At 70.2% G+C, this 25,050-nt stretch carries 24 protein-coding genes; 5 read left to right on the top strand and 19 right to left on the bottom strand.

The features are described 5' to 3' along the window. Window positions 1-15: 15 nt before the first annotated feature. Window positions 16-1,155, bottom strand: a complete 1,140-nt coding sequence (gene rlmN / locus ACH34S_RS27235) for a 23S rRNA (adenine(2503)-C(2))-methyltransferase RlmN (RefSeq protein WP_395955644.1) — start codon at window positions 1,153-1,155, stop codon at window positions 16-18. Window positions 1,156-1,267: 112 nt separating this feature from the next. Here rlmN and ACH34S_RS27230 point away from each other — a divergent pair, with 112 nt between their 5' ends. After that, the gene (locus tag ACH34S_RS27230; protein ID WP_395955643.1) at window positions 1,268-2,413 is read left to right on the top strand and encodes a suppressor of fused domain protein; all 1,146 of its coding nucleotides are present in this window, start codon (window positions 1,268-1,270) and stop codon (window positions 2,411-2,413) included. A 41-nt stretch (window positions 2,414-2,454) separates the two neighbouring features. Here the strand turns inward: ACH34S_RS27230 and ACH34S_RS27225 are convergent, their stop codons facing one another. From ACH34S_RS27225 to rpsB, 5 genes are all read right to left on the bottom strand, one after another. Further along, a complete protein-coding gene (locus ACH34S_RS27225) occupies window positions 2,455-3,234 on the bottom strand; it encodes a phosphatidate cytidylyltransferase (RefSeq protein ID WP_395955874.1) in 780 nt (259 codons plus the stop codon). Window positions 3,235-3,632: 398 nt separating this feature from the next. Next, window positions 3,633-4,190 carry a ribosome recycling factor gene (gene frr / locus ACH34S_RS27220; RefSeq protein WP_395955642.1) on the bottom strand — a complete coding sequence of 186 codons (558 nt, stop codon included), beginning with the start codon at window positions 4,188-4,190 and terminating at the stop codon, window positions 3,633-3,635. An 85-nt stretch (window positions 4,191-4,275) separates the two neighbouring features. Next, a complete protein-coding gene (gene pyrH, locus ACH34S_RS27215; RefSeq protein ID WP_328374081.1) occupies window positions 4,276-4,974 on the bottom strand; it encodes a UMP kinase in 699 nt (232 codons plus the stop codon). Window positions 4,975-5,309: 335 nt separating this feature from the next. Next, on the bottom strand, window positions 5,310-6,146 hold the full coding sequence (gene tsf, locus ACH34S_RS27210; protein ID WP_395955641.1) for a translation elongation factor Ts: 837 nt from the start codon (window positions 6,144-6,146) through the stop codon (window positions 5,310-5,312). Between the two features lie 84 nt (window positions 6,147-6,230). Then, window positions 6,231-7,277 carry a 30S ribosomal protein S2 gene (gene rpsB, locus ACH34S_RS27205; RefSeq protein WP_395955640.1) on the bottom strand — a complete coding sequence of 349 codons (1,047 nt, stop codon included), beginning with the start codon at window positions 7,275-7,277 and terminating at the stop codon, window positions 6,231-6,233. A gap of 384 nt (window positions 7,278-7,661) precedes the next feature. Here rpsB and ACH34S_RS27200 point away from each other — a divergent pair, with 384 nt between their 5' ends. Then, window positions 7,662-8,375, top strand: a complete 714-nt coding sequence (locus tag ACH34S_RS27200) for a murein hydrolase activator EnvC family protein (RefSeq protein ID WP_395955639.1) — start codon at window positions 7,662-7,664, stop codon at window positions 8,373-8,375. Between the two features lie 203 nt (window positions 8,376-8,578). Here ACH34S_RS27200 and ACH34S_RS27195 read toward each other — a convergent pair whose 3' ends face one another. Then, a complete protein-coding gene (locus tag ACH34S_RS27195; RefSeq protein WP_395955638.1) occupies window positions 8,579-9,490 on the bottom strand; it encodes a tyrosine recombinase XerC in 912 nt (303 codons plus the stop codon). Window positions 9,491-9,644: 154 nt separating this feature from the next. On the opposite strand from ACH34S_RS27195, the gene ACH34S_RS27190 reads away from it, so the two are divergent. Genes ACH34S_RS27190 through dprA form a run of 3 tightly spaced genes read left to right on the top strand, consistent with a single transcriptional unit; the run spans window position 9,645 to window position 12,741 of the window. Continuing rightward, on the top strand, window positions 9,645-9,998 hold the full coding sequence (locus ACH34S_RS27190) for a YraN family protein (RefSeq protein ID WP_395955637.1): 354 nt from the start codon (window positions 9,645-9,647) through the stop codon (window positions 9,996-9,998). Beyond that, the gene (locus ACH34S_RS27185; RefSeq protein WP_395955636.1) at window positions 9,998-11,551 is read left to right on the top strand and encodes a YifB family Mg chelatase-like AAA ATPase; all 1,554 of its coding nucleotides are present in this window, start codon (window positions 9,998-10,000) and stop codon (window positions 11,549-11,551) included. Before ACH34S_RS27190 ends, ACH34S_RS27185 begins: the two co-directional genes overlap by 1 nt. Further along, window positions 11,548-12,741, top strand: a complete 1,194-nt coding sequence (dprA, locus tag ACH34S_RS27180; RefSeq protein WP_395955635.1) for a DNA-processing protein DprA — start codon at window positions 11,548-11,550, stop codon at window positions 12,739-12,741. The genes ACH34S_RS27185 and dprA overlap by 4 nt, the downstream gene beginning before the upstream one ends. Window positions 12,742-13,104: 363 nt before the next feature. Here the strand turns inward: dprA and ACH34S_RS27175 are convergent, their stop codons facing one another. From ACH34S_RS27175 to ACH34S_RS27120, 12 genes are all read right to left on the bottom strand, one after another. Then, the gene (locus tag ACH34S_RS27175) at window positions 13,105-13,419 is read right to left on the bottom strand and encodes a DUF2469 domain-containing protein (RefSeq protein ID WP_395955634.1); all 315 of its coding nucleotides are present in this window, start codon (window positions 13,417-13,419) and stop codon (window positions 13,105-13,107) included. Further along, a complete protein-coding gene (locus ACH34S_RS27170) occupies window positions 13,416-14,141 on the bottom strand; it encodes a ribonuclease HII (protein ID WP_395955633.1) in 726 nt (241 codons plus the stop codon). Before ACH34S_RS27170 ends, ACH34S_RS27175 begins: the two co-directional genes overlap by 4 nt. Window positions 14,142-14,515: 374 nt before the next feature. Then, window positions 14,516-15,391, bottom strand: a complete 876-nt coding sequence (lepB, locus tag ACH34S_RS27165; protein ID WP_395955632.1) for a signal peptidase I — start codon at window positions 15,389-15,391, stop codon at window positions 14,516-14,518. Window positions 15,392-15,625: 234 nt separating this feature from the next. Then, window positions 15,626-15,976 carry a 50S ribosomal protein L19 gene (gene rplS / locus ACH34S_RS27160; RefSeq protein ID WP_173396656.1) on the bottom strand — a complete coding sequence of 117 codons (351 nt, stop codon included), beginning with the start codon at window positions 15,974-15,976 and terminating at the stop codon, window positions 15,626-15,628. Between the two features lie 118 nt (window positions 15,977-16,094). Next, window positions 16,095-17,015 carry a tRNA (guanosine(37)-N1)-methyltransferase TrmD gene (trmD, locus tag ACH34S_RS27155; protein ID WP_395955631.1) on the bottom strand — a complete coding sequence of 307 codons (921 nt, stop codon included), beginning with the start codon at window positions 17,013-17,015 and terminating at the stop codon, window positions 16,095-16,097. Further along, window positions 17,012-17,524 carry a ribosome maturation factor RimM gene (gene rimM, locus ACH34S_RS27150; RefSeq protein WP_395955630.1) on the bottom strand — a complete coding sequence of 171 codons (513 nt, stop codon included), beginning with the start codon at window positions 17,522-17,524 and terminating at the stop codon, window positions 17,012-17,014. Before rimM ends, trmD begins: the two co-directional genes overlap by 4 nt. Before the next feature lie 11 nt (window positions 17,525-17,535). Beyond that, window positions 17,536-17,778, bottom strand: coding sequence for an RNA-binding protein (locus ACH34S_RS27145; protein ID WP_021598307.1), 243 nt, complete (start codon window positions 17,776-17,778; stop codon window positions 17,536-17,538). Window position 17,779: 1 nt separating this feature from the next. Then, a complete protein-coding gene (rpsP, locus tag ACH34S_RS27140; protein WP_395955629.1) occupies window positions 17,780-18,235 on the bottom strand; it encodes a 30S ribosomal protein S16 in 456 nt (151 codons plus the stop codon). A 325-nt stretch (window positions 18,236-18,560) separates the two neighbouring features. Continuing rightward, window positions 18,561-20,147, bottom strand: a complete 1,587-nt coding sequence (ffh, locus tag ACH34S_RS27135) for a signal recognition particle protein (protein ID WP_395955628.1) — start codon at window positions 20,145-20,147, stop codon at window positions 18,561-18,563. Between the two features lie 477 nt (window positions 20,148-20,624). Beyond that, window positions 20,625-23,216, bottom strand: coding sequence for a [protein-PII] uridylyltransferase (locus tag ACH34S_RS27130; RefSeq protein ID WP_395955627.1), 2,592 nt, complete (start codon window positions 23,214-23,216; stop codon window positions 20,625-20,627). 20 nt (window positions 23,217-23,236) lie between these two features. Continuing rightward, complete coding sequence (locus ACH34S_RS27125; protein WP_395955626.1) at window positions 23,237-23,575, bottom strand: P-II family nitrogen regulator; 339 nt, start codon at window positions 23,573-23,575, stop codon at window positions 23,237-23,239. After that, on the bottom strand, window positions 23,572-24,903 hold the full coding sequence (locus ACH34S_RS27120) for an ammonium transporter (protein WP_395955625.1): 1,332 nt from the start codon (window positions 24,901-24,903) through the stop codon (window positions 23,572-23,574). Before ACH34S_RS27120 ends, ACH34S_RS27125 begins: the two co-directional genes overlap by 4 nt. Window positions 24,904-25,050: the final 147 nt, after the last annotated feature.

Below are 25,050 nucleotides of genomic sequence, written 5' to 3'. Positions count from 1 at the left end.
GCGCCTGCGGAACGCTCAGTCCTTGGTCGACGCCGCCAGCTGGCCGCAGGCCCCGTCGATCTCCCTGCCCCGAGTGTCGCGCACCGTGACCGGGATCCCGTGGGCCTCCAGCCGCCGGACGAACTCGCGCTCGTCCTGGGGCCGCGACGCGGTCCACTTGGAACCCGGCGTTGGGTTCAACGGGATCAGATTGACGTGTACGAGTTTCCCGCGCAAGAGCCTGCCGAGAAGATCGGCCCGCCAGGCCTGGTCGTTGACGTCCTTGATGAGCGCGTACTCGATCGAGACACGCCGTCCGCTGCGCTCGGCGTAGGCCCAGGCGGCGTCCAGCACCTCGGCGACCTTCCAGCGGTTGTTGACGGGCACGAGCTCGTCGCGGAGTTCGTCATCGGGCGCGTGCAAGGACAGGGCGAGCCGCACAGACATGTCCTCAGCGGCAAGTTTCTCCATGGCCGGGACAAGGCCGACCGTCGACACGGTGACCGCGCGCTGGGAGATGCCCAGGCCTGCGGGTGCCGGGTCCGTGATGCGACGTACCGCGCCCATCACCGCCTTGTAGTTGGCCAACGGCTCGCCCATGCCCATGAAGACGATGTTGGAGACACGACCCGGCCCGCCTGGGATGCGTCCGCGGGCCAGAGCGCGCGCGCCTGCGGCGACCTGCTCGACTATCTCGGCGGTGGAAAGGTTGCGTGTGAGCCCCGCCTGGCCCGTCGCGCAGAACGGGCAGTTCATGCCGCACCCAGCCTGGGACGAGACGCACATCGTGGCCCGGTCGGGGTACCGCATCAGCACCGACTCGAACAGCACGCCGTCGAACGCCTTCCAGACGGTCTTCAGCGTCGTCCCACCGTCGCAGTCCATCTCGCGCACCGGGGTGAGCAGCGTGGGCAGCAACTCGGCCACGAGCCGTTCCCTGACGGCGGCGGGCAGATCGGTCATCTTCGCCGGGTCGTCCACCAGACGGGCGAAGTAGTGCCGCGACAGCTGGTCAGCCCGGAACGGCTTCTCCCCCAGCGCGGTAACCGCCTCGCGGCGTTCCGCAGAGGTGAGGTCGGCGAGGTGCCTGGGCGGCTTACCGCGCCTCGGAGCGGCGAAGACGAGCTTCGCCGGGGTCTTGGACGCGGTACCGGCTACGGCGGGCTGGCTAGACATGATGCTTCCAGTGTCGCAAACACCTGGCCGTGCATCGTCCGTCTGCGGACAGCCCGTGCCCCGCACCGCGACATTCCTGCGCATGACCTTGTGTGCGACTAAGGTCTCGATCATGTCGGTTTTGCGCAGGGGCACCGCCTCCTCCGGTGGCTCCAAGGCCACGGTCGTCCACACCGCGGTCAGCCCGTACGGCAGCCGGCGGCTCGCCATCGAGACCGACGGCACCGTCACCGCGGCCTACCTCAAGGACGCGCGAGACTCGGTGGTCGGCGCAGTATGGGTCGCGAACCACCGCAAGGCCCCCTCAGACCTCGACCGGTCCCGTCTGGAGGCCGGCCGTGCGCCCCTTCTGCCCGGGTCCCATGTCCGGCACCCAGAGGGCCGTGCCGCCCTGGACGGCGGCGGCCTGGAGGTCGTGTGGTTCGAGGAGGGCGACGGTGTGGCCGTGCTCGAAGCGGGCGACCCGCTCTTCGTGATCCCCGGCTGGTCCGACATGGGACGCGGCATCCCCGGCTACGCGCGCGACGCCACGCGCCAGAGCCCGTTCGCCTTCCCGCTGGACGAGGAGATCGAGGACTTCGGGCCACGGATCGACCGGGCGCGCGAACACTGGAAGATGTGCCGCGCCGACGGCTCCTGGGCGGAGTTCCAGCAGTCGGTGCTCGGCCACCTGCTGCAGCGGCTCGGGCCTGGGGGCCACTACTGGCACGACGTGGGGCGGCAGTTGGGCAACGGACGGCCGGGCATGGCCCCCACAGTTGGCGTTTCCGAGCGTCCTGCACGGGGCGACCGGAAATTCACGGTCCTGAGCACGGTCGGCATGTGCCGTCAGCGGATGCCCACGGTCGAACTGTACGAGGACGACGTCGCCCCGTACGGCCGTATAGAGCTGGCCGTGGCGAGCACCCTGCCCAGCCAGCAGACGGGGAGCATCTTCCCCTGGCTGGCGCAGTATCCGTGGCGGTCGGTGACCTGGTTCGCCCCTGGAGACGTCGTCAAGTGGTACCACGAGGCCCGCACGTTCCCGCTGCGCAGCGGAGATTCGGCCTGGGAGGGCGTCCTTCTCCTGGACGATCCCAGCCGTCTGGCCGGTCCCGAGGCCCCCGACATGACCGGGCTGACCCTGAACGGCGATCCCGTGCGGTGGCTGTGGCTCGTGCCCCTCACCGGCGAGGAACACCGCTACGCCAAGAACGAGGGCTCGGACGCCCTCGTACGACGCCTCGCCCAGCAGCGCCGCTCCTGGGTCGTCTCCTAGCTGAGCCTGGGTCGTCTCCTGGCCCGGCCCTGGGCTGTTCCCTAGCTTGGGACGAACAGTTCCAGGAGCAGCCAGACGACGGGTGCCGTCACCACCAGGGAGTCCAGGCGGTCCATCACCCCGCCGTGCCCTGGAAGGATCGTTCCCAAGTCCTTGATGCCTAGGTCACGCTTCATCATCGACTCGACGAGGTCGCCTGCGGTCGCGGTGACCACGACGGCGAGGCCCACCAGGACGCCCTGCCAGATTTTGCCGCCGTCCAGTAGCCACCACACCAGCCAGCCGCCGACGAGCATGCACATGAGGGCGGAGCCGGTGACACCCTCCCAGGTCTTCTTCGGGCTGATCGTAGGTGCCATCTTGTGCTTGCCAAGGAACGAGCCCGCGAAGAAGCCGCCGGTGTCGCTGGCCACGGTGGTGGCGATGAAGATGACGATGCGGTGGTCGCCGTCGTCCGGGCGCATGAGCAGCGCCACGATCCCGCCTATCAGCACCAGGTAACCGGTCACGAGCGCCCCTGCGGAGACGTCGCGCACGTACCCGTCCGTGCCCTCGGTCATCCGTGTCATCAGCAAGGCGAGCATCGTGAGGGACACCGCCGCGACCGCGGCGGTGGGGCCCCACACGTAGGCCGCGACCGGTGTGCCGACCATGCCCGTCGCGACCGGGATGAACGGGACGACGATGTCGCGGCTCTTGAAGGCCTCGGTCAGCTCCCGCATGCCGATGAAGAGGAACACGATCATCACGGCAAGGAAGATCTCCTTGACCGTGTAGAGAGAGAGCAGCACCAGGGAGCCGAGCGCTAGACCAACGCCGATCGCCAGGGGAAGGTTGCGGCCGGTCCTGGGCTGACGCTTCCCGTCGGAGGCCCCAGAGGCGCCGTTGGCAGAAGCCCCATCCGCAGAAGCTCCGCCCCCAGAGGCCCCGTCCGCTGAGGATCCAGCGGCATTGGACGCTCCTGCGGGAGGACCGCCTGCAGAATTGCCGTCCGTTCTGGAGAACCCGCTTCCGAAGGCCGTAGCCCCGGAAGACACGCTCCTGGAAGACGCGTCCTTGGACGTCGTGTCGGGCAGGGGCGCGTGTGCGCGCGCGCCTGTACCGGGTGTGGCGCCGGAAGACGAGGCGTTCTCGGTCGAGGTGTCCGGTGTGAGCCCGTCCAGCTCGGCCTCCGGCTCATCCGGGGAGCGCGAGGGCTCCCCGGCGTCGTCGAATCGCATCAGACTTCGAGCAGTTCGGCCTTCTTGTGCTCGAGCAGTTCGTCGATCTGCCCCACGTAGCGGTGCGTGGTGTCGTCGAGTTCCTTCTCGGCACGCCGGACCTCGTCCTCCCCCGCCTCGCCGTCCTTGGCGAGCTTGTCGAGGGCGTCCTTGGCGCGGCGGCGGATGTTGCGGATGGAGACCCGGCTCTCCTCGGCCTTGTGGCCCGCGACCTTGATGAACTCCTTGCGCCGTTCCTCCGACAGGTCGGGGAAGACGACGCGGATGACGTTGCCGTCATTGGTGGGGTTCACGCCGAGGTCGCTGTCGCGGATCGCCTTCTCCACCGCCTGCATGGAGGACTTGTCGAAGACCTGGACGATGACCATCCGCGGCTCCGGGAGCGTGAACGACGCGAGCTGGTTGATCGGCGTCGGCGTCCCGTAGTACTCGGCGGTGATCTTGTTGAACATCGCGGGGGTGACCCGGCCGGTGCGGATGGCCTGGAAGTCCTCCTTGGCGACCGCGACCGCCTTTTCCATCTTCTCCTCTGCCTCGAGGAGGGTCTCGTCGATCACTGTGACTCCCATGTCATCTGGTCGGGCCCTGGTCATACGGTTCTACGGGCCGTGCCGCGTCCCGCATTCGGGTTCCGGGCCGCGGTCAGCCTTCCGCCGGGCTGACCAGCGTGCCGATCTTCTCACCCCGGACGGCCCGAACGATGTTGCCCTGCCCCATGAGGTCGAAGACCACGATGGGGAGCGCGTTGTCCATGCAGAGGCTGATGGCCGTGGCGTCCATGACCTTCAGGCCTCGCTGTAGAACTTCACCGTATTCCAAACGGTCGAACTTGACTGCGTCTGGATTCTTTCGAGGATCGGCATCGTAGACACCGTCCACTTGCGTGGCCTTCAGGACGGCCTCCGCACCGATCTCGAGCGCGCGCTGGGCGGCGGTGGTGTCGGTGGAGAAGAACGGCTGTCCGAGGCCGGCCCCGAAGATGACGACGCGGCCCTTTTCCAGGTGCCGGATGGCGCGCCGCGGAATGTACGGCTCGGCCACCTGGCTCATGGTGATGGCCGTCTGCACGCGCGTGTCGAGGCCGAGCTTCTCCAGGAAGTCCTGCAGGGCCAGGCAGTTGATGACGGTGCCGATCATCCCCATGTAGTCGGCGCGTCCGCGGTCCATCCCGCGTTCGGCCATGACCGCGCCGCGGAACATGTTGCCGCCACCGCAGACGACCGCGACCTGCACGCCGTCCCGGACGGCCTCGGCTATGGCCTCCGCGACGTGCTGGACGATTTCGGGATCGATTCCCAGGGGGTCGCGTCCTGCGAAGGCCTCACCGGAGAGCTTCAGCAGTACCCGTTTCCAGCCTGCGCGTGGCGCGTGCTGAGCGGGCGTGTGCGGATCCGCCTCGTGCCGTCCGGTCGCACCGTCGCCGGAGGAGTGACCGCTGGACGAGCCTCGGCCCGACGGATTCCGGCCAGAGGAGTTCTGGCTGGACGAGGAGTTCCGGCCGGTCGCGTCTCGATCGGCACCGTCCCGATCGGTGACGTCCCGGCCTGCGACGTCCCCATCGGCGACATCCTGATCGGACGACGAGGCCGCCGTCGCGCTAGTGGTCGTCTTGTCCGGCACGTCGGCGGCCTCCTCGTAGCTTCGCGTTCTCTCGGGTATCCGTCTCCAGAGTGCCCTTAAGCCTGCCCGACCTTGAACCGGGCAAAGCGGACAACCTTCACACCGGCCTCGTCGAGGACCTTCGCGATCGTCTTCTTGCCGTCCTTCACGAACGCCTGCTCGACCAGCACGAAGTCGCGGAAGTAGGCGTTCACCCGGCCCTCGACGATCTTCGGGATGGCCTGCTCGGGCTTGCCCTCGTCGCGGGTGAGCTGCTCGGCGAGCGCCCGCTCCTTTTCGACCGCCTCGGCGGGGATCTCATCGCGGGTGAGGTACTTGGGGGCCATCGCCGCGATCTGCTGGGCGACGTCCTTGGCGACCTCGGGGTTCTCCGCGTCCAGCTCGACCAGCACGCCGGTGGTCGGCGGCAGGGACGGGTCGGACTTGTGCAGGTAGCTGGCCACGTAGGCGCCCTGGAAGTGGGCGAAGCGGCGCAGCTCCAGCTTCTCGCCGATCTTGGCGCTGTTCTCCTCGATCAGGGCCTGGACGGTCTTGCCCGGCTCGATCTCGGCGGTCAGCAGCGCCGGCGCGTCGGCGAGGCCGCTGCCCGCGGCGAACTCGACCAGGCGGTTCGCCAGCTGGATGAACTGCTCGTTCTTGGCGACGAAGTCGGTCTCGCAGTTGAGCTCCAGGAGCGCCCCGTCGCCGGAGTTCGCAAAGTGCTCGGCGACCAGCCCGTTGGCCGCGGTGCGCTCCGCGCGCTTGCCGACGTCCTTGGCGCCCTTGAGGCGCAGCAGCTCCGTCGCCTTCTCGAAGTCGCCGTCCGCCTCGGTGAGGGCGTTCTTCACGGCCATCATGCCGGAGCCGGTCAGGTCGCGCAGCCGCTTGACGTCAGCGGCGGTGAAGTTGGCCATCGCTCTCTTCGCTTCTCTCGTCGTTGGTCGTGTGACCCGCGACGGTCCCGGCGGCGCCCACACGGGGCCGCCGGGACCGCGGGATCAAGCCTGCTCGGCCTCGGCGGGCTTCTGGGCGTCCTCGCCCGCGGCCTCTGCCTCGGAGCTGGCGGCGGGCTCCGCGGGAGCCTCGACCGACGCCTCCTCCGGGGCCGGGGTCTCCGCGGGCGCCTCGGCCTCGACCTCGGCCGGGGTCTCCGCGGGCGCCTCGGCCTCGGCCGGGGTCGCGGCGGGCGCCTCGGTCTCGGCCGGCGCCTCGGTCTCGGCCGGGGCTGCGGCAGACGCCTCGGCGGCGCCCTCGTCCGGCTTGAGCAGGTCGCGTTCCCACTCGGCCAGCGGCTCCGAGCCCGCCGCCGCGGCGCCCTCTGCCGGCTTCTCGTCCCCGCCGGTGGCGGCTCCTGCGCGCGCGATGAGGCCGTCGGCGACGGAGTCGGCGACGACGCGGGTCAGCAGGCTGACGCTGCGGATGGCGTCGTCGTTGCCCGGGACGGGGTAGTCGACCTCGTCGGGGTCGCAGTTCGTGTCCAGGATCGCCACGACCGGGATACCGAGCTTCTTGGCCTCGTTGACCGCGATGTGCTCCTTCTTGGTGTCCACGATCCAGATGGCGCTCGGGACCTTCGCCATGTCGCGGATACCGCCGAGGGTGCGCTCGAGCTTGTCCTTCTCACGGCGCAGACCCAGAAGCTCCTTCTTGGTCATGCCGGAGCCGGCCACGTCGTCGTAGTTGATCTCCTCCAGCTCCTTGAGCCGGGTGAGCCGCTTGTGGACGGTGGAGAAGTTGGTGAGCATGCCGCCCAGCCAGCGCTGGTTGACGTAGGGCATGCCGACCCTGGTGGCCTGCTCGGCGATGGACTCCTGAGCCTGCTTCTTGGTGCCGACGAACAGGATCGTCCCGCCGTGGGCGACCGTGGCCTTGACGAACTCGAAGGCGCGGTCGATGTAGGACAGCGACTGCTGCAGGTCGATGATGTAGATGCCGTTGCGCTCGGTGAGGATGAAGCGCTTCATCTTCGGGTTCCACCGGCGGGTCTGGTGGCCGAAGTGGACGCCGCTCTCCAGGAGCTGCCGCATGGTGACGACGGGTGCCATTGCCCGTGTTCTCCTTCTCTGGCCCTTCCGGGCCACATTTGGTTGTACGCCTGCGCCCGGGTGTCGTCCCACCGTCGCCGTGGCGACGGACCGAGGGACGGCGCCCCACCATGTCTGCGGTGGCATGCGGACGCGTGAAATGAGCCGCCGGGAAACCCCTGGCGGCTGTGACCCGTTCCCGGATCTGTGACCTCTCCGCCCAAGGCGGCTTCTCATCGTGCCGCCCTGGGGCGGAACGTCAACGGCCTGGTCTGGCCGGTGTCCCCTCGGACACCACTACAGATTATCAGGGCGCGGACGCGTCCGTGAATCAATGGCCCGCCGGTTATCCACAGTTCGCCGACCCCCTCGCACTCGCTGCGGCGGGGCGGCAGGCTTCGGTGCATGACCTTGCTGACCCTGCTCCTCACCTGCGTGATCGCCGCCGGTACGCCCGTCCTGGACGCCTGGAAACCGGGCCTGGACGCGTGGCGGTGGCCGTTAGGGCCGCCCGCTCCGAAGGTGGTCCGGAGCTTCAGCCCGCCCACGTCCCCGTGGGGTTCCGGCCACCGCGGCGTCGATCTCGCCGGGCGGCCGGGGCAGCCCGTCTACGCCGCCGGCCCGGGGCGCATCGCCTACGCCGACCGGCTGGCCGGGCGGGGCGTGGTCGCCATCGATCACGGCGTCCTGCGGACCACGTACCTGCCCGTCCGCCCCAGCCTCGGCGTCGGGCACCGGGTCACGTCCGGCACCCGGATCGGCACCTTGGAGGACGGTCGCCATTGCCCTGCCCCGTGCCTGCACTGGGGCCTGCTGCGCGGCTCCCTCTACATAGACCCGCTGAGCCTGATCCAGCGGCGGGTACGGCTGCTGCCCCACTGGGCACGTCCTTCACCGTCCCAGACCCAGCTCGTCCCTGAGCCGACGCCTGAGCCGAGGCCGGTCCTGCGTGACGCCACCACGGCGACCGGCGGGGCGCTCACCGGCATGGTCCTGGCCTTCGCGCTCGCCTTCGTCTGGCGCCGCACCCGCGTCCGCTACCGCCTGCACCGCCGCCATCGTCCACCGCCGGGCGTCATCAACCTGTCCCAGGAACGCCGCCTACGCCGCACCCCCTGACCTTGAAGGCCTGCCGCCCACACCCCTGGGCGGCAGGCCACCCAACCACCCCTAAGCCCGTCCCCCACCGAGGATCGGCGGCACACAATCGACTCAGACAAGGCCCTTGAAGGTCCCCGCGCCCCTAACTCAATGTGCAGCGCGAAGAATTCGTTCACAGCGCCGCCGCCCTGGACACCCAGGGGCCCTGACTTCAGATCGGCCTAGTCGGACTGGGCTCCGCGCGGGTGGGCCTGGCGGTGGACCTCCTTGAGCCGCTCTGCCGACACGTGTGTGTAGAGCTGGGTCGTCTGCAGGGAGGCATGTCCGAGGATCTCCTGGACGCTTCGCAGGTCGGCTCCGCCTTCGAGCAGGTGGGTGGCGGCGCTGTGACGGAGCCCGTGCGGGCTCAGGTCGGGTACCTGGCCGACCTCAGAGATCCGGGCGTGGACGATGCGGCGTGCACTGGTCGGGTGGAGCCGTCCCCCGCGTGCGCCCAGGAAGAGCGCAGGGCCGCTGTGATCCGTCGCCAGGGCCGGGCGTCCCGCGCGGAGCCAGTCCTCGACAGCGCGGATTGCCGGTTCCCCTACGGGGACGGTTCGTTCACGTCCGCCTTTGCCCAAGACCCGGATCGTTCTGCGCCCGGTGTCCAGGTCGTCGATGTCGAGACCGCACAGTTCACTGACCCGAACGCCCGTCGCGTAGAGCATTTCGAGAACGGCCAGGTCGCGGAGCCCTAGTGGACCTTGGGTGTCCATCGTGTCCAGGAGGCGTGCCGCCTCGTCCCGTGTGATCACGTCGGGGAGATCTCGCTGACGCTTGGGCGTGCCGAGGAGCACTCCTGGATCGTCCGAGAGCTGGCCACACCTGTGCAGATGCCGGGTGAACGCGCGAACGGCGGCCGTGCGGCGGGCCAAGGTGGCCCGAGAACGGCCCAGGGCGTGTTGGCGGGCGAGCCAGGCCCGCAGTAGCGAGACGTCGAGGCCCGCCGGTTCCGTCACGCCCATGTCCGCGGCATAGCTGATCAGGTCGTTCAGGTCACCGAGGTAGGCGCGCAGCGTGTGCGGTGAGACGTCGCGTTCGGCGCGCAGATGGCGGCCGAATTCGGAGACGGCGTCTTCCAGCGCGTTGGTCACACCGTCACGCTGCGCCACCGGCCGGGCCGAAGCAAGCACCGGGCCCCGGTTCGCGGCGAATCACCGGAAATGTTCTCCGAAGTTATCCACAGGTTGCGATTTCTCGGCGACGCAGCGTCACGGTCGGCATCGTCGGAGACCGGAGGTGAGGCCCGTGAACGCCCACATCAGCCTCGGCCGGCGCGGCGAGGACGCCGCCGTCGACTACCTGGTCAAGCTCGGCTGGACGATTCTCGACCGCAACTGGCGGTGCCGCGACGGCGAGCTCGACATCGTCGCCCACGACGGCCGGAGGCACGTCGTCTGCGAGGTGAAGACCCGCGGATCGGACCGCTTCGGTGACCCCGTCGAGGCGATCACCGCGGACAAGGCGGCCCGGTTACGGCGGCTGGCCTGGCGGTGGGCCGCCGTGCACGGCGTCAGCGGCACGCACGTGCGGGTGGACGTCCTCGGCCTGATCACCGACGGCGGCGGCTTCTCGGTCGACCACCTGCGGGAGGTGTGCTGATGACGCTCGCGAAGACGCGCTCGGTCTCCCTCATCGGGGTGGACGGCTGCGTGGTCGACGTGGAGGCCGCCATCACCAGCGGCGTCCCCGGCCTTCACCTGGTCGGCCTGCCGGACACGGCGCTCAGCGAGGCCCGCGACCGGGTCCGCGCCGCCATCTTCAACTCGGGTGAGGATTGGCCGAACCGCCACGTCACGGTGTCGCTGTGCCCGGCGAGCATGCCGAAGAAGGGCTCGACCTTCGACATCGCCATTGCGATCGCGCTGCTCGCGGCCGCGGAGGTCGTCCCGGCGCGGGCCTGCGCCGATCTGGTCATGATCGGCGAGCTCGGGCTCGACGGCCGCCTGCGGCCCATCCAGGGCGTGCTGCCGGCCGTGCTGGCCGCCGCCAACCAGGGGTGCCGGACGGTCGTCGTCCCCCGCGCGAACGCCGCCGAAGCGGAACTCGTCCCGGGCATGAAAGTGGTGCCCGCGAGCACTCTGCGCGGCCTCCTGTGCTTCCTGCGCAACCAGCCACCGCCCATCGAGGAGGACGAGGACGACAGCGGCTCCTTCCCCGCTGACGGGCTCGCCCTCCGGCAGCAGGACATCCCGCCCGATCTCGACCTGGCCGACGTCCGCGGGCAGGCCGAGGCCCGCCGGGCCCTGGAGATCAGCGCCGCCGGGGGCCACCATCTCTTCTTCGCAGGGCCGCCCGGCTGCGGAAAGACGATGCTCGCGGAACGGCTCCCGACACTGATGCCGCCGCTGGAACCCGACATCGCCCTGGAGGTCACGGCGATCCACTCCGTCGCGGGAACGCTTCGGCCGGGCCAGCCTCTCATCACCCAGCCGCCGTTCTACGCGCCGCATCACACCGCCTCGCGCGCCGCGCTGGTCGGCGGCGGCTCCGGCCGCGTCCTCCAGCCGGGCGCCGTGTCACTCGCCCACAGGGGCACGCTGTTTCTAGATGAAGCTCCCGAATTCTTCGCGGGGACGCTGGACGCCCTTCGCCAGCCTCTCGAAGAAGGTGAAGTGCGGATCAGCAGGATCGAGGGCATGGCGCGCTTCCCGGCGCGGTTCACGCTCGTCCTGGCGGCGAATCCGTGCCCGTGCGCCGCGGCCAAGCAGATCGACTGCTCCTGCTCCCCCGGCACACGCCGCAAGTACACCTCCCGCCTGTCCGGCCCGCTCCTCGACCGCATCGACCTCAAGCTCGAACTGACACCGGCCAGCCGCGCCGAACTCCGCTACGACCTGGAGTTCGCCGAGTCCAGCAAGGTGGTGGCCGAACGCGTTCTGCTCGCCAGGGAGCGGACGATCAGACGCCTGGCCGGAACCCCATGGCGCTGCAATTCCGAGATCCCCGGCCCGGAACTGCGCCGCCGGTTCACGCCTTCCTCCGACGCGATGGAAGGCGCCGACGAAGCCCTGCTCAGGGGCGCGCTCAGCGCGCGCGGGCTCGACCGCATCCTGCGGGTCGCATGGACCATCGCGGATCTGGCGGGCCACGACGAACCGGGCCCGGACGACGTCGGCGGCGCGCTCACCCTGTGGTCTGCGGGGCGCCAATGAGCGACGAACGCACCGCCCGCGCGACCCTCACCGCGGTCGCCGAACCCGGCGATGTCTTTCTCAACCGGATCATCGACCATTCCGGCCCGGAACAGGCGCTCGAATCGATCCGCACCGGCCGGCTCCCCGATGACGTCCCCGCCGACATGAAGGAGATCAAACGCCTGGAGAACTGGCGGATCCGCCTGATCGCCGCCGAACCGGACCAGGACATGGCCGTCTGCGCCCAGTTCCGCGGACGTCTCGTCTGCCCGGGAGACCCCGAATGGCCGACGACGCTGGACGATCTCGGCAGCGGCCGTCCCTACGCCCTCTGGCTGCGCGGCCCCGGCGACCTGCGGTACAGCTGCCTGCGCTCCGTCGCCATCGTCGGTTCCCGCGCCGCGTCCCCCTACGGCATGCGGGCCGCGGCCGATTTCGCCTGCGAGCTGGCGGACGCGGGCTGGACGGTGATCTCGGGCGGCGCCCTGGGCATCGACGCGTCCGCCCACCGGGGCGCCCTCGCCGCCGACGGCCCCACCGTCGCCGTCCTGGCCAACGGCGTCGACGTCCCGTACCCGGCGTCCAACGAGGGCCTGTTCGCGGAGATCGCCCGGCGTTCGGTCCTGGTGAGCGAGTCGCCGCCGGGCACCCACCCGCACCGGCTCCGGTTCCTCGTCCGCAACCGGGTGATCGCCGCACTGTCCCGCGGCACCGTCGTCGTGGAGGCGGAGGCCCGCAGCGGCGCCCTCAACACCGCGACCTGGGCGTCCAAGCTCGGCCGCATGGTCATGGCCGTACCCGGCCCGGTCACCAGCCGGTCGTCGGTCGGCTGCCACCGGCTCCTGCGCGAGGACGGCGCCACCCTCGTCACCCGCACCGAGGAGATCATCGAAGCGGTGGGCCGTCTCGGCGCCGACCTCGCCCCGCCGCGGCACAGCCCCGTCCTCCCCCGCGACCGGCTGGAACCGGTCACCCGAGCCGTCCTGGAGGCGTTCCCGGCCCGCGGCGCGGCCGGTCCCGCGCAGCTCGCCGTCAGCGCGGGCCTCGAACTGACGACGATCAACGCGAAATTGGGCCTCCTGGCAGCCGCCGGCTTCGTCGAGCGAACCTCTTCGGGCTGGCGCCTGACCAAGGCAGGCAAATCCCCCAAAGGCCCGGCCGACGACACGTCCCAACCTCCGACCACCCACCTCAAGGAGCCCGAATGATCTACCGCCGACGCTCACACCCCAGCCGCCCGCGAGGCTCAAGCCACCGGAGATGCATCCTCACCTCAGCCCACCGCGTCTCGACGCCCCAGCGCCTCACGGCCGCTCCAAGCTTCAAAGGTCAACGCGGGAGGGGAGTCACCTGGCGAACGAAGTGATCCAGATGGCCCTAACGCGAAGGCGCCAGCCCCACCGAACCTCGGACCGCAGTGCCAGGCACACCAGAACGCCTGACCATCTCAGCCAGATGCCACCCCTCGAAGGGAACCCGATTCGTCGCCACGCCATGGGTGGGGAGGCGGGCTCGCCGAGGGACGGCCTAAGTACAGGCCGTGTCTGCGATGGCGACCTGGAGGGGGCGCCTCACTGCTCGGAGGGGAGTTCGAGCTCGCTCTTGGCGAGTTCTTCGACGTTGACGTCCTTGAACGTGACGACACGCACGTTCTTGACGAAGCGGGCAGGACGGTACATGTCCCAGACCCAGGCGTCCTGCATCGTGACCTCGAAGAAGACTTCGCCGTTGTCGACGCTGCGCACCTGGAGGTCGACCGAGTTGGTGAGATAGAACCTGCGCTCGGTCTCGACGACGTAGGTGAAGAGCCCGAGAACGTCGCGGTACTCGCGATAGAGCTGCAGCTCCATCTCGGTCTCGTACTTCTCGAGATCCTCGGCGCTCACGCTCGTGCCCCTTCCGTGCGGCCCTCGCCGGGGACCTCCCCTTCGGTCTCCTCCACCAAGGCCACCTCTCCATTGTTACGCAAGGCACGCCCGACATTGACGTAGGAGAACCGATGCTCTGGACAGGGTCCGTGCGCGTTGAGCGCCTTGCCGTGCGCGCGGGTCACGTATCCCTTGTGAAGGTCGAACCCGTACTCCGGGTATCGCTCGTGGAGGGCCACCATGATCCGGTCTCGGGTGACCTTCGCGACGATGGACGCCGCGGCCACACACGCCGCCGCCTGATCACCTTTGATCATCGCGAGCCCGGGGACGTCCAGGCCCGGGACCGGGAAGCCGTCGCTGAGCACGTAGGCGGGCCGCTTGTCCAGGGCGGCGAGTGCCCGCCGCATCCCGGTGACGTTGCAGCGGTGGAGACCGATCCGATCGATGTCGTGGCACGGGATGATGACCGTGCTCCACGCGTACGCGCGTTCGGTGACCTCGGCGTACAGCTCCTCGCGTCGCGCCGGTGTGAGCAGCTTGGAGTCGGTGAGGCCGTCGATCTTTCCTCGCCCGCCTTGAAGGATCACCGCGGCGACGACCAGCGGTCCCGCGCACGCGCCCCGCCCCGCCTCGTCGACGCCGGCGACCGGGCTCAGCCCCGCATGCTCCAGGGCACGCTCGAAGGCGTGCATCCCCGCGTCACGGCGCGGCGTGAACCGAAGTGGACGACCCTTCATGCTCCGCAGCGTACGTCCCCGCGCCCCTTCGCCGCTCCCCGAACGCCGCCGTTCCCACCATGTCCCCGATCACCCGCCGGAGGCCTTTCGCCGAACGAATCGCACAGCCCGCCTCATGAAGGCTGGACATGGCCGACGCCCTGCCTGCGTCTACGTCCACGGGCGTCGTCAAGGTCCTGGAACGGGTGAAGGTCCGTCCGATAATGGCGGCCCTGTCTGAGCCTTTGCGGAACGCCGTGCGGGCCGCATCCGATTAGTTCGGCCTGCTCGATGCGAGATCATCTTCGGCCACGTCGAGTTACGAACTCGGCGGCGGGTGACGGCGCGTCGGGACGTGCCACGGCGGCCATTGTCGCTGTGCGACGTGGGAAGTGTCAGGCGGCTTTGAGCCGGCGGCGTCTCAGGAGGTACGCGAGAGGGAGGGTGCCGATGACGCCTAGGGCGTAGGGGGTGGCAGGCAGCGCGGCGGACAGGGATTTCTGTTTGAAGGTGTCCGGAATCGGGAGGGTGCTCATGCGGTCCAGCGGCCAGACGATGACGAAGGCGCGGCCGATGACGCGGTTGATCGGGATGGTGCCGCCGCCGGGGTCGCCGCGGTGCGCGCGGGAGTCGTAGGAGAGTTCGCGATGGTCGCCCATCACCCACAGCTGGCCGGGCTTCACGGTGACGTCGAAGGGCTCGTTGGACGGCTTGTTCCGCTCGTGCGTCTGCGGGTTGGTGAAGAGGTAGGAGTCCTCGTCCAACGGGACGCCGTTGACCGTGACGCGGCCCTTGGCGTCGCAGCATTTGACGTGGTCGCCGGGGATGCCGATGACGCGCTTGATGTAGTCCTTCTCGTTGGGAGCGACACCGAAGGCGGTGCCGACGGCGCGCAGCGCGCGGGAGACCGGGTTGCCGGGTTCCTCGACCTGGATCTCCGGGTCCCAGGAGTCGAGGCCGTTGAAGACGATGACGTCACCGCGGGCGATGTCGCGGGTGTGGTAGACGATCTTGTTCACGAGGACGCGGTCGCCGACCTGGAGGGTGTTCTCCATGGACCCGGACGGGATGTAGAAGGCCTGGACCGCGAACGCCTTGATGACGAGGGCGAGCACGACGGCGACCACGATGAGGATCGGGAGCTCTTTCCAGAACGAGCCCTGTTTCTTCTTTTTGCGCTTGGCGTCGTCCTCGGAGTCGTCGAGCGCCTCTTCGACCGAGTCAAAGGGCTCCTGCTCTTCGGGCACCGCGCCCTCGGCCTCGGATCGCACGTCTCTCCGATCGTCCTCATCAGTCATCAGAGCGAAAGCCTAGCGGCGCAGGGCCACGCGGACGCCGCCCGTGGGCGTGTCGCCAGGGATCGGATCGGCCATTTCCATCCGAAACTGGCAACGCCCCGGTCACCGTTTCGGGTTCCCGGGGCGTTGTCATTCATTGGCTCAGTTCGGCCCTGTCCGTCCGCGGCGATCGAGTGCGTCGCAGGCTCGGTGGCGGGTGGGGCGGGCTCAGTGGTCGCGCTTCTCCTTGATGCGCGCGGCCTTGCCGCGCAGGTTGCGCAGGTAGTAGAGCTTGGCGCGGCGGACATCGCCGCGGGTGACGACCTCGATCTTGTCGATGGAGGGACTGTTGAGCGGGAACGTCCGCTCGACACCGACGCTGTAGCTGACCTTGCGGACGGTGAAGGTCTCACGGGCGCCGCCGCCCTGGCGCCGGATCACCACGCCCTGGAAGACCTGGATACGGCTCCGGTTGCCCTCGGTGACACGCACATGCACCTTCAGCGTGTCGCCCGGGCGGAAGTCCGGGACGTCGGCGCGCATCGCGGCCTTCTCGATCTCCTGGATCAGGGTGTGCATCGCAGCGGTTCCTCATGGTCGAACGCGGGCGTCGAGAGGCCCCGGTGGATCTTTCGTGGGGGCGTCGCGCCGCGGGAAGTGGTCTTGGGGTGCCATGCGGTCAGAACGCACGGACGCTCTAGTCTGCCATACCTTCGGCGTCAACCGGAAAACCGGCCTCCCGGAGGACGGCGCGGTCCCGATCGTCGAGGTCCTCCGGGGCGAGGCGAGCGAGCAGGTCGGGACGGTGGCGGGCGGTGCGGCGGATCGCCTCGTCGCGCCGCCAGCGGGCGATCGCTCCGTGGTGACCCGACAGGAGGACGTCAGGGACGGACCGTTCCCGCCAGACGGGCGGCTTGGTGTAGACGGGGCCCTCCAGGAGCGACTCCATGGCGCCGGGCGCGAACGAGTCGTCGGCGACCGAGTCGGCGTTGCCGAGAACGCCGGGCAGGAGACGTCCGATCGCCTCGATCATAACCAGGACGGCGACCTCTCCGCCGGCGAGCACGAAGTCGCCGAGGCTGACCTCGTCCACGGGCATCCGCGTGCGGGCCTCTTCGACGACGCGCGAGTCGATGCCTTCGTAGCGTCCGCAGGCGAAGAGAAGCCATGGTTCGGACGCGTACCGCGCCGCGTCCGCCTGCGTGAACGGCCGCCCGCTCGGCGTGGGGATGATCAGCCGCGGAACCGCCCCAGAGGGGGCCGGCTGGTCTGCTCCGGCACCGGCGTGGGGATCGCTCACTGACGAGGGGCCAGCATGAGGCGACTGGTCCGCGGAAGGGAACGGGCCGTCAGGAGACGACGAGCTCGCGGGGCGTGGGGCGGGAGGTGTGGGGGGGACGATGGCGTCCAGGGCTTCGCCCCAGGGTTCCGGCTTCATGACCATGCCGGGGCCGCCGCCGTACGGGGTGTCGTCGACGGTTCGGTGCCGGTCGTGGGCCCAGCCGCGCAGGTCGTGGACGTGGACGTCCAGGAGACCGGTTCGCCGGGCCTTGCCGAGAAGGGAGATGTCCAGGGCGGCGAAGTACTCCGGGAAGATCGAGACGATGTCGATTCTCATGATTCGCCGAGCAGGCCGGGGGGCGGGTCGATGACGAGCCGCCCCCCGGGAACGTCCACCTCGGGGACGAGCGCTGTCACGAAGGGGACCAGCGTCTCCCCACCGGGGCCGTCCACGACCAGGAGGTCCTGACCGTGGTGCAGGACGTCGGCGACCCGGCCGACGTCGGCGCCTTCCGCGGTGACGACGGCGAGCCCGATGAGCTCCCGGTCGTGAAAATCGTCCGGGTCTGCGGACGGGTGGATCTCACCGGAGTCGATGACAAGCCAGGTGCCGCGGAGTTCTTCGGCGGCGTTGCGGTCGCCGATTCCGGCGAAGCGCACGAGCAGGCGTCCCGAATGCCAGCGAACGCGCTCGACGGTGAGGGGGCCGGTGGCCGCGGGGTCGGTGACGATCTCCGTGCCCGCGGCGAACCGGGTGTCCGGCTCGTCCGTGCGGACGTCGATGGTGACCTCACCGCGAACCCCGTGCGGCCGTCCGATCCGTCCCACCACGAGCGGTTCGCTCATCGGGACACCACTCAGCGGACCTCGTTGACGTCGAGGAGGTCAACACGCACGTAGCGGCCCCCGGAGAGGGCGCTGATCACCGTGCGGAGGGCCTTGGCGGTGCGTCCGCTGCGGCCGATGACCTTCCCGAGGTCCTCGGGGTGCACGCGCACCTCGAGGACCCGGCCGCCCCTGATCCGGCGGGCGCGGACCCGGACGTCGTCCGGGTTCTCCACGATCCCGCGGACCAGGTGCTCGAGCGCTTCTTCGAGCACGTCAGCCCTCGCTCTTAGCTTCGGTCGTCTCGGTGGCCTTCGCCTCGGACTTCTTCGGCTCGGCCTTCTTCTTGCTCCGGGTCTGCGTCGCGGCGCCGGCGGACTCCTCGTCGCCCAGCGACTCCTTGACGGCGGCCTCGAACGCGGCCTTCTTGTCGGGCTTCGGCTCGGCGACCTTGAGGGTGCCCTCGGCGCCCGGCTCGCCCTTGAACTTCTGCCAGTCGCCGGTGATCTTCAGCAGGTTGAGGACGGGCTCGGTCGGCTGCGCGCCGACGCCGAGCCAGTACTGCGCCCGCTCCGAGTCGATCTTGATGAGCGACGGCTCCTGCTTGGGCTGGTAGAGCCCGATCTCCTCGATAGCACGCCCGTCACGCTTGGTGCGGGCGTCGGCGACGACGATCCGGTACTGCGGGTTCCGGATCTTCCCCAGACGCTTGAGCTTGATCTTGACTGCCACGGGTGTGGTGTACTCCAGACTTCATTACAGGGTGGACGGCCCGTGCCAGGTGGGGAACACCGGCTCACAGCCGCCCGAGGACTCCGGTCGCCCAGGACGAGAGAGGGCGCCTGGCGACTCCGGGGTTTCCAGCCTGTCATTCTGCCAGACGATCCATGCAAACGCGCAATCGCGCGAAGTCGTGTTGCCCGTCCCTCGCGTCCCTCAGGCGCGGCCGCCCAGCAGGCCCCGGTGCCGACGCGAACGGTTGAGTCGATGACCCGCAGCGATGCGGCGACGGCCGTTTCCCGCCGTTGCGGGGCCCGGGCTGGGCGTGGGCGAGTGGCTACTTCTTCTTGCGGCTCTGGAGTTTGTCCAGGTCTGGCATTTGGAAGCCGGGGGGAAGCTGGCCGCCGAGGCCGGGCGGAAGGCCGGGGGCGCTGCCAGGGCCGCCGCCGAGGCCGGGGGGAAGGCCCTGGGGCGTCCCGCCGTCGGCCGCGGGCTGCTGGTCCTGGCCGCCCTTGCCCGCGCGCTTGCGCGGGTCGCCGCTGCGCTGCTTGCCCTTCTTGTTCTTGGACGCCTTCGCGGCCTTGGCCTTCCTGCGTCCGCCTGGCATGCCGGGCAGGCCCATCCCGCCGGCCATCTGGCGCATCATCTTCTGCGCGTCGAAGAAGCGGGTGACGAGGCTGTTGACCTCGCCGACGCCGACGCCGGAGCCGTTCGCGATGCGGGCCCGCCGGGAACCGTTGATGATCTTAGGCTGGGCGCGTTCCTGCGGGGTCATCGAGCGGATGATCGCGGCGATCCGGTCCAGGTCCTTGTCGTCGATCTGGTTGACCTGGTCGCGGACCTGCCCCATGCCGGGCATCATGCCGAGCAGGTTGCCGATCGGGCCGAGCTTGCGGATCATCATCATCTGCTCGAGGAAGTCCTCGAGGGTGAAGTCCTCGCCCGAGGCGAACTTGCTGGACATCTTCTCGGCCTGCTCGGCGTCGAACGCCTGCTCGGCCTGCTCGATCAGGGTGAGGATGTCGCCCATGTCGAGGATGCGGCCCGCCATGCGGTCCGGGTGGAAGACGCTGAAGTCCTCGAGCTTCTCGCCCGTCGAGGCGAACATGATCGGACGTCCGGTGACATGCCGGACCGACAGCGCCGCACCGCCCCGGGCGTCGCCGTCGAGCTTGGTGAGGACGACGCCGTCGAAGCCGACGCCTTCCATGAACGCCTGCGCGGTGTTGACCGCGTCCTGGCCGACCATCGCGTCGACGACGAACAGCACGTCGTCGGGCTTCACGGCGTCGCGGATGTCGATGGCCTGCTGCATCATCTCGGCGTCGACGCCGAGACGGCCCGCGGTGTCGATGACGACCACGTCGTGCTGGGCGTGCCTGGCCTGGTCGATGGAGCGGCGCGACACCTCCACCGGGTCGCCGACGCCGCTGCCCGGCTCCGGCGCGAACACCGGCACCCCGGCCCGCTCGCCGACGACCTGCAGCTGCTGGACGGCGTTGGGACGCTGCAGGTCGGCGGCCACGAGCATCGGCGCGTGGCCTTCCTGCTTCAGCCACCGGGCCAGCTTGCCCGCGAGCGTGGTCTTGCCGGCGCCCTGCAGACCCGCGAGCATGATCACGGTCGGCGGGTTCTTGGCCAGCCTGATCCGGCGCGTCTCGCCGCCGAGGATGTTGATGAGCTCCTCGTTGACGATCTTGACGACCTGCTGGGCCGGGTTCAGCGCCTGCGAGACCTCCGAGCCCCGCGCCCGCTCCTTGACCTGGGTGATGAAGTCCTTGACCACGGGCAGCGCGACGTCGGCCTCGAGCAGCGCGATCCGGATCTCGCGGGCGGTGGCGTTGATGTCGGCCTCGGAGAGCCGGCCCTTGCTGCGCAGCGACGAGAAGACCGTCGTCAGCCGGTCGGAGAGCGTCTCGAACACGTGTCTGGACCGTCCTTAAAGCTTCTGGGATCGCCTATCAGCGTATCGGGTCACCGGCCGAGTCCTGCCCCTCTCGCCGGGGCCGTTCTCAGCGGCCGCCCCTCGTCCGTTCGGATCCGGGCCACGTCCCCGTGCCCGCCTGTGGCAGGACGGCGGCACACCGACTCCACGATCGGTGGTCACTGACCTGGCGCAGTACAACGCCCCGGCTGTGCGTACCCGTAGGCCGCGCTGCGCAGGGAGGCTACAGCGCTGAGCGTGTCTCATGGTGGCCGCAGCCTGCGCGCCGGCGTCTGGCTCGCCTTGGTGCAGCGACGTCGAAGCGGATGGAGCGGTGATCTCGTCAGTCGATGCGGCTTGGGCACGCGGCTCGGCCCGCCGTGACACGGTCCGGAGTGGACGTTCCTGAGGAGGTGGGTCCCAGGCGGAGGGAGCGCGGCTGCGCGGTGGCGGGCTCCGGCCGGAGGGTGGGGAAGGTCAGCGGAGGGCCGCCAGGACTTGGGAGCGGACGGTTGCGAGGGCTGCGGGATCGTCCAAGGGGTGTCCCTCTGCGTCCACCACGTAGAAGACGTCCACTGCCTCGGCGCCCAATGTGTCGACCTGGGCGGCGCGAACTTGCAGGCCGCATGCGCCCAGTGCCTGTCCGATTCGCCAGAGCAGCCCCGGCCGATCGTGGGCCCGAACCTCGACGACGGTGGCCGTGCGGGACGCGTCGTCCACGATCATCACCCGCGGCGGGGCCACCGCCACCCCCGGCCGGACGCGCATGGACCGTGCCCGCCTTTCGAGCCGATCCGCGACATCGAGCCGGTCGGCGAGCATCCGCCGAAGGTCGGCTTCCAAGGCGGCCGGGTCCGGCGGCGTCCCGTACTCGGGCACAGCGGTGAAGTCGAGCACGGCGGTCACGTGCGACTCCCCCGCCGAGCCGACCGCAGACGCGGACGCGGCTCGCTCACCGGACGGATTGCGCGTCCTCTCGGTGGAGTCGGGCGGTGAAGCCGCGGCGTCCATGAGTTCGGACGGGGTCGCGCCAGCAGGGGCTTCGCTCTCTGCGGACACGTCGCTGCTTGCGGGCGCGAGGGCGGCGGTGGGCGTGGTCGCTTTGGTGGGCGAGGAGTGAAGGAATTCGGTGGGGGCGTTCAGGGGCCTGGACGAGGGTGTGGGGCTTGGGTGCGGGGCCAGCGTGTTGGGCTGGGCTGCTGTGGTGCTTTGGGGCAAGGGGGCTCGGGGGGTGGGTGATGAGGTGGTGCGGGCTGTTTTCACGGCCAGGCGGTGTAGGGCCAGGACGCCTGCTGCTCGCCAGAGGAGGCCGGGGCGGTCGGGGGCGGCGATCGTGATTCGGGAGCCGGTTACGCGGACGGCGGCGCCGTCGTGGCGGGCCAGGGCGACGTGTTCGGGGGGCAGGGCGGGAACGGGGCGGGAGCCGCCGGACAGTGCGGCGGCGGCTCGGCGGGTCAGGTCGGCGACCAGGGCGGCCTTCCAGGGGCCCCAGGCGGCGGGGCCGGTGGCGTTGCCGTCGGCGATCGCGAGGGCGGCGAGGAGGTCGAGGATCTCGCGTTCGCGGCCGGGCACGGCCGAGACGGCGGTGGTGACCGTCTGGACGGTCATCGGGTCGTCGATGTCGCGGCGGGTGGCGGTCTCGGGCAGGAGCAGGTGGTGGCGGACGAGCGTTTCCAGCACGCGGACGTCGTCTGCGGGGAGGCCGAGGCGGGTGCCGATGTCGTGGGTCAGGGCGGCGCCGGTGGTGGAGTGGTCGCCGGGGCGGCCCTTGCCGATGTCGTGCAGGAGGGCGCCCAGGAGGAGCAGGTCGGGGCGGGCCACGTCGCGGGTCAGGGCGGCGGCTCCGGCGGCGGTTTCGACCAGGTGGCGGTCCACGGTGAAGCGGTGGACGGGGTTGCGCTGCGAACGGTTGCGGACGCGTTCCCACTCGGGCAGCAGCCGGACGATCAGCCCGGCCTGGTCGAGGGCCTCCCAGACGCCGATGGCGGCGGGGCCTGCGCCGAGCAGGGAGACGAGGGCGTCGCGGGCGGTGGCGGGCCAGGGTGTCGGTAGGAGGGCGGCGCTGTCGGCGAGCCGGTCGACGGTTGCGGGAGCGAGTGGGATGCCGGTGTGGGCGGCGGCAGCGGCTACGCGGAGGACGAGCGCCGGGTCGTTCAGGTCCGCGTTCCGGGCGAGGACGACCTCGCCGTCATGCTCGACCGCACCGTTCCCTACGGGGCGCCGCTCGATGTGGCCTCGTCGTGCGGCGCCGCTGGACTTGGCGCGGCGCCACGCGTGCGAGGTCGCGTAGGTGATCGTGCGGGCGGCCTCCGAGATCGAGCGTTGCAGGACGTTCGCGTCCGCCAGGCCGAGGGCACGGGCGACGGCTTCCTGTTCCTGCAGGACGAGGCGGTCGCTGGCGCGGCCCGTGACCTCGTGCAACGCATGCCGGACGTCCAGCAGCAGATCATGGGCCGCCCGGACGCGGCCGTCGGGGCCGGGCGCCACCCAGGACGCGACGACGGCGTGCAGGATGTGCACGTCGCGCAGCCCGCCGCGTGCCTCTTTGAGGTCGGGTTCCAGAAGGAAGGCCAGCTCACCTTGGGCCTCCCACCGTTCGCGGCACAGCTGCGACAGCGCGGCCAGCCGGCCGGGGGCGTCCGCGCGCCAGTCGGTGAGGACGGCGGCGCGCAGGTCGTCGGCGAGGGTGCGGTCGCCTGCGATCCAGCGCGCCGAGAGGAGCCCGAGGGCCGCCTTCAGGTCGCCGCGCGCCACCGTCCGGGCCTCGTCGACGGTGCGGACGGAGTGGTCGAGCCGCAGCCCGGAGTCCCAGACCGGGTACCAGACGCGGTCGGCAACCTCGGCGATGCCGGAGCGGCCGCGGTGCAGGAGGACGAGGTCGAGGTCGCCGCCGGGTGTCAGCTCGCGTCGTGCGTGGCTGCCGACCGCGATGAGGGCGACCTCCCCGGAACCGGAGGTCAGCAGGGATCCCAGCCATCGGTCCAGCTCGGCGGCTCGCTCGGCCCGGGCCGCCGCGAAGGCGGCCCGGGCAGGCGCGAGGCCGTCGGCCCTGCTGCGTGCTGAGCGCATCGGTCCTCCCGCCGCGCCGGTCAGAGGGCCTCGGGGCCGGTCTCGCCGGTGCGGACGCGGACGACGGTGTCGACCGGGACGGCCCAGACCTTCCCGTCGCCGATCTTGTCGGTGCGGGCCGCGTTGACGATGACGTCGATGATGTCGTCGGCGTCCACCGCGTCCACGAGGACCTCGACGCGCAGCTTGGGCACCAGGTCGACCTGGTACTCGGCGCCGCGGTAGACCTCGGTGTGGCCTTTCTGGCGGCCGTAGCCGCTGGCCTCGCTGACCGTCAGGCCGCGCACGCCGAAGGCTTCCAGGGCCTTCTTGACGTCGTCCAGTTTGAACGGCTTGATGACCGCGGTGATGAGCTTCATTTCTTCGCTTCCACCTTCGTGCCGACGGAGTGCGCGGAGAGCGCGGCGGTCGCGCCGGAGCCGGTGCCCGCCCGGATGGTGCCGAAGTCGTACGCCGTCTCGGCGTGCGCCGTGCTGTCGATGCCGGCGGCCTCGTCGTCCTCGCTGATCCGGAAGCCCATGACCAGGTCGATGACCTTGGCGATCACGTAGGTGACGACGAAGGAGTAGGCGAGCGTCGCGAGGACGGCGACCGCCTGCTTGCCGAGGAGCGCGAACCCGCCGCCCGCGAGCAGCCCGTCGGCACCGGCGTCGTTGACCGCCGTGGTGGCCAGGACGCCGATGAGGAGGGCGCCGACGATGCCGCCGACCATGTGGACGCCGACGACGTCCAGCGAGTCGTCGAACCCGAGCCTGTACTTCAGGCCGACCGCGAACGCGCAGACCGCACCGGCGGCGAGGCCGAGAGCGATGGCGCCGAGCGGGGTGACGAACGCGCAGGCCGGGGTGACGGCGACCAGCCCGGCGACGATGCCGGACGCGATGCCGAGCGTGGTGGACGACCCGTCCCGCAGCTTCTCCACGACGATCCACGCGAACGCGGCGGCGCAGGTCGCGGCGAGCGTGTTGATGAACGCGACGGCGGCGGTGGCGCCGGCGCCGAGCGCGGACCCGGCGTTGAACCCGAACCAGCCGAACCACAGCAGCCCGGCGCCGAGCAGGACGAACGGCAGGTTGTGCGGGCGCATCGGCTCCTTCGGCCAGCCTCTGCGCCTGCCGAGCACGAGGACGAGCGCGAGTGCCGCGACGCCCGCGTTGATGTGGACGACCGTGCCGCCCGCGAAGTCGAGGGCGCCGAGGTCGTAGAGCCAGCCGGCCTTCTCGCCGTCCGACCACCAGACCCAGTGCGCGATCGGGAAGTACACCAGTGTGACCCACACGAGGGTGAACACGACCCAGGCGCCGAACTTGGCACGGTCCGCGACGGCGCCGCTGATCAGCGCGACGGTGATGATGGCGAACGTCGCCTGGAAGGCCACGAACACCAGCTGCGGGATGCCGGTGCCGTCGTCGGCCGTGGCGGCGTTCTCCAGGCCGACGAGGCCCCAGTCGCCGAACCCGCCGATGAACGAGCTGAGCCCGCCGCCGTCGCCGAAGGTGAGCGAGTAGCCGTAGACGACCCACGCCATGCCCACGACGGCGATGCTGACGAAGCTCATCATCATCATGTTGAGGACGCTTTTCGCCCGGGTCATGCCGCCGTAGAAGAAGGCAAGTCCAGGAGTCATCAGCAGGACGAGCGCCGTGCTCGTCAGCATCCAGGCGGTGCCACCGCTATCGATCTTCATCTCTGAGGGAGTCCCTCCTCGCCAGGGGAACGTGACTGCTCAGAGACTCGGGCGCGGCGGTTTCGGCTGGTGGCGCCCTACGTTTCCGCGGTGTGAAACCCGGTCCCGGCGTGTTTCACCGGTGTTTCCAAATCCTCACAAACCGCA

Origin of the sequence: Actinomadura sp. 3N508 (assembly GCF_044326375.1) — a bacterium.
In the GTDB taxonomy this organism is placed as follows: Bacteria; Actinomycetota; Actinomycetes; order Streptosporangiales; family Streptosporangiaceae; genus Spirillospora.
This window is presented reverse-complemented; position numbering and strand designations above follow the sequence as displayed.

What these genes read in the sequence shown, in the direction of transcription:
- ACH34S_RS27230 (WP_395955643.1), top strand. Translation starts at nt 1,268, where the DNA reads ATGTCGGTTTTGCGCAGGGGCACCGCCTCCTCCGGTGGCTCCAAGGCC.
- ACH34S_RS27130 (WP_395955627.1), bottom strand. Translation starts at nt 23,216, where the DNA reads ATGCGCTCAGCACGCAGCAGGGCCGACGGCCTCGCGCCTGCCCGGGCC.
- rpsB (WP_395955640.1), bottom strand. Translation starts at nt 7,277, where the DNA reads ATGGCACCCGTCGTCACCATGCGGCAGCTCCTGGAGAGCGGCGTCCAC.
- dprA (WP_395955635.1), top strand. Translation starts at nt 11,548, where the DNA reads ATGAGCGACGAACGCACCGCCCGCGCGACCCTCACCGCGGTCGCCGAA.
- ACH34S_RS27185 (WP_395955636.1), top strand. Translation starts at nt 9,998, where the DNA reads ATGACGCTCGCGAAGACGCGCTCGGTCTCCCTCATCGGGGTGGACGGC.
- rlmN (WP_395955644.1), bottom strand. Translation starts at nt 1,155, where the DNA reads ATGTCTAGCCAGCCCGCCGTAGCCGGTACCGCGTCCAAGACCCCGGCG.
- tsf (WP_395955641.1), bottom strand. Translation starts at nt 6,146, where the DNA reads ATGGCCAACTTCACCGCCGCTGACGTCAAGCGGCTGCGCGACCTGACC.
- trmD (WP_395955631.1), bottom strand. Translation starts at nt 17,015, where the DNA reads ATGAGAATCGACATCGTCTCGATCTTCCCGGAGTACTTCGCCGCCCTG.
- rimM (WP_395955630.1), bottom strand. Translation starts at nt 17,524, where the DNA reads ATGAGCGAACCGCTCGTGGTGGGACGGATCGGACGGCCGCACGGGGTT.
- ACH34S_RS27125 (WP_395955626.1), bottom strand. Translation starts at nt 23,575, where the DNA reads ATGAAGCTCATCACCGCGGTCATCAAGCCGTTCAAACTGGACGACGTC.
- ACH34S_RS27120 (WP_395955625.1), bottom strand. Translation starts at nt 24,903, where the DNA reads ATGAAGATCGATAGCGGTGGCACCGCCTGGATGCTGACGAGCACGGCG.
- ACH34S_RS27200 (WP_395955639.1), top strand. Translation starts at nt 7,662, where the DNA reads ATGACCTTGCTGACCCTGCTCCTCACCTGCGTGATCGCCGCCGGTACG.
- rplS (WP_173396656.1), bottom strand. Translation starts at nt 15,976, where the DNA reads ATGCACACCCTGATCCAGGAGATCGAGAAGGCCGCGATGCGCGCCGAC.
- ACH34S_RS27170 (WP_395955633.1), bottom strand. Translation starts at nt 14,141, where the DNA reads ATGAAGGGTCGTCCACTTCGGTTCACGCCGCGCCGTGACGCGGGGATG.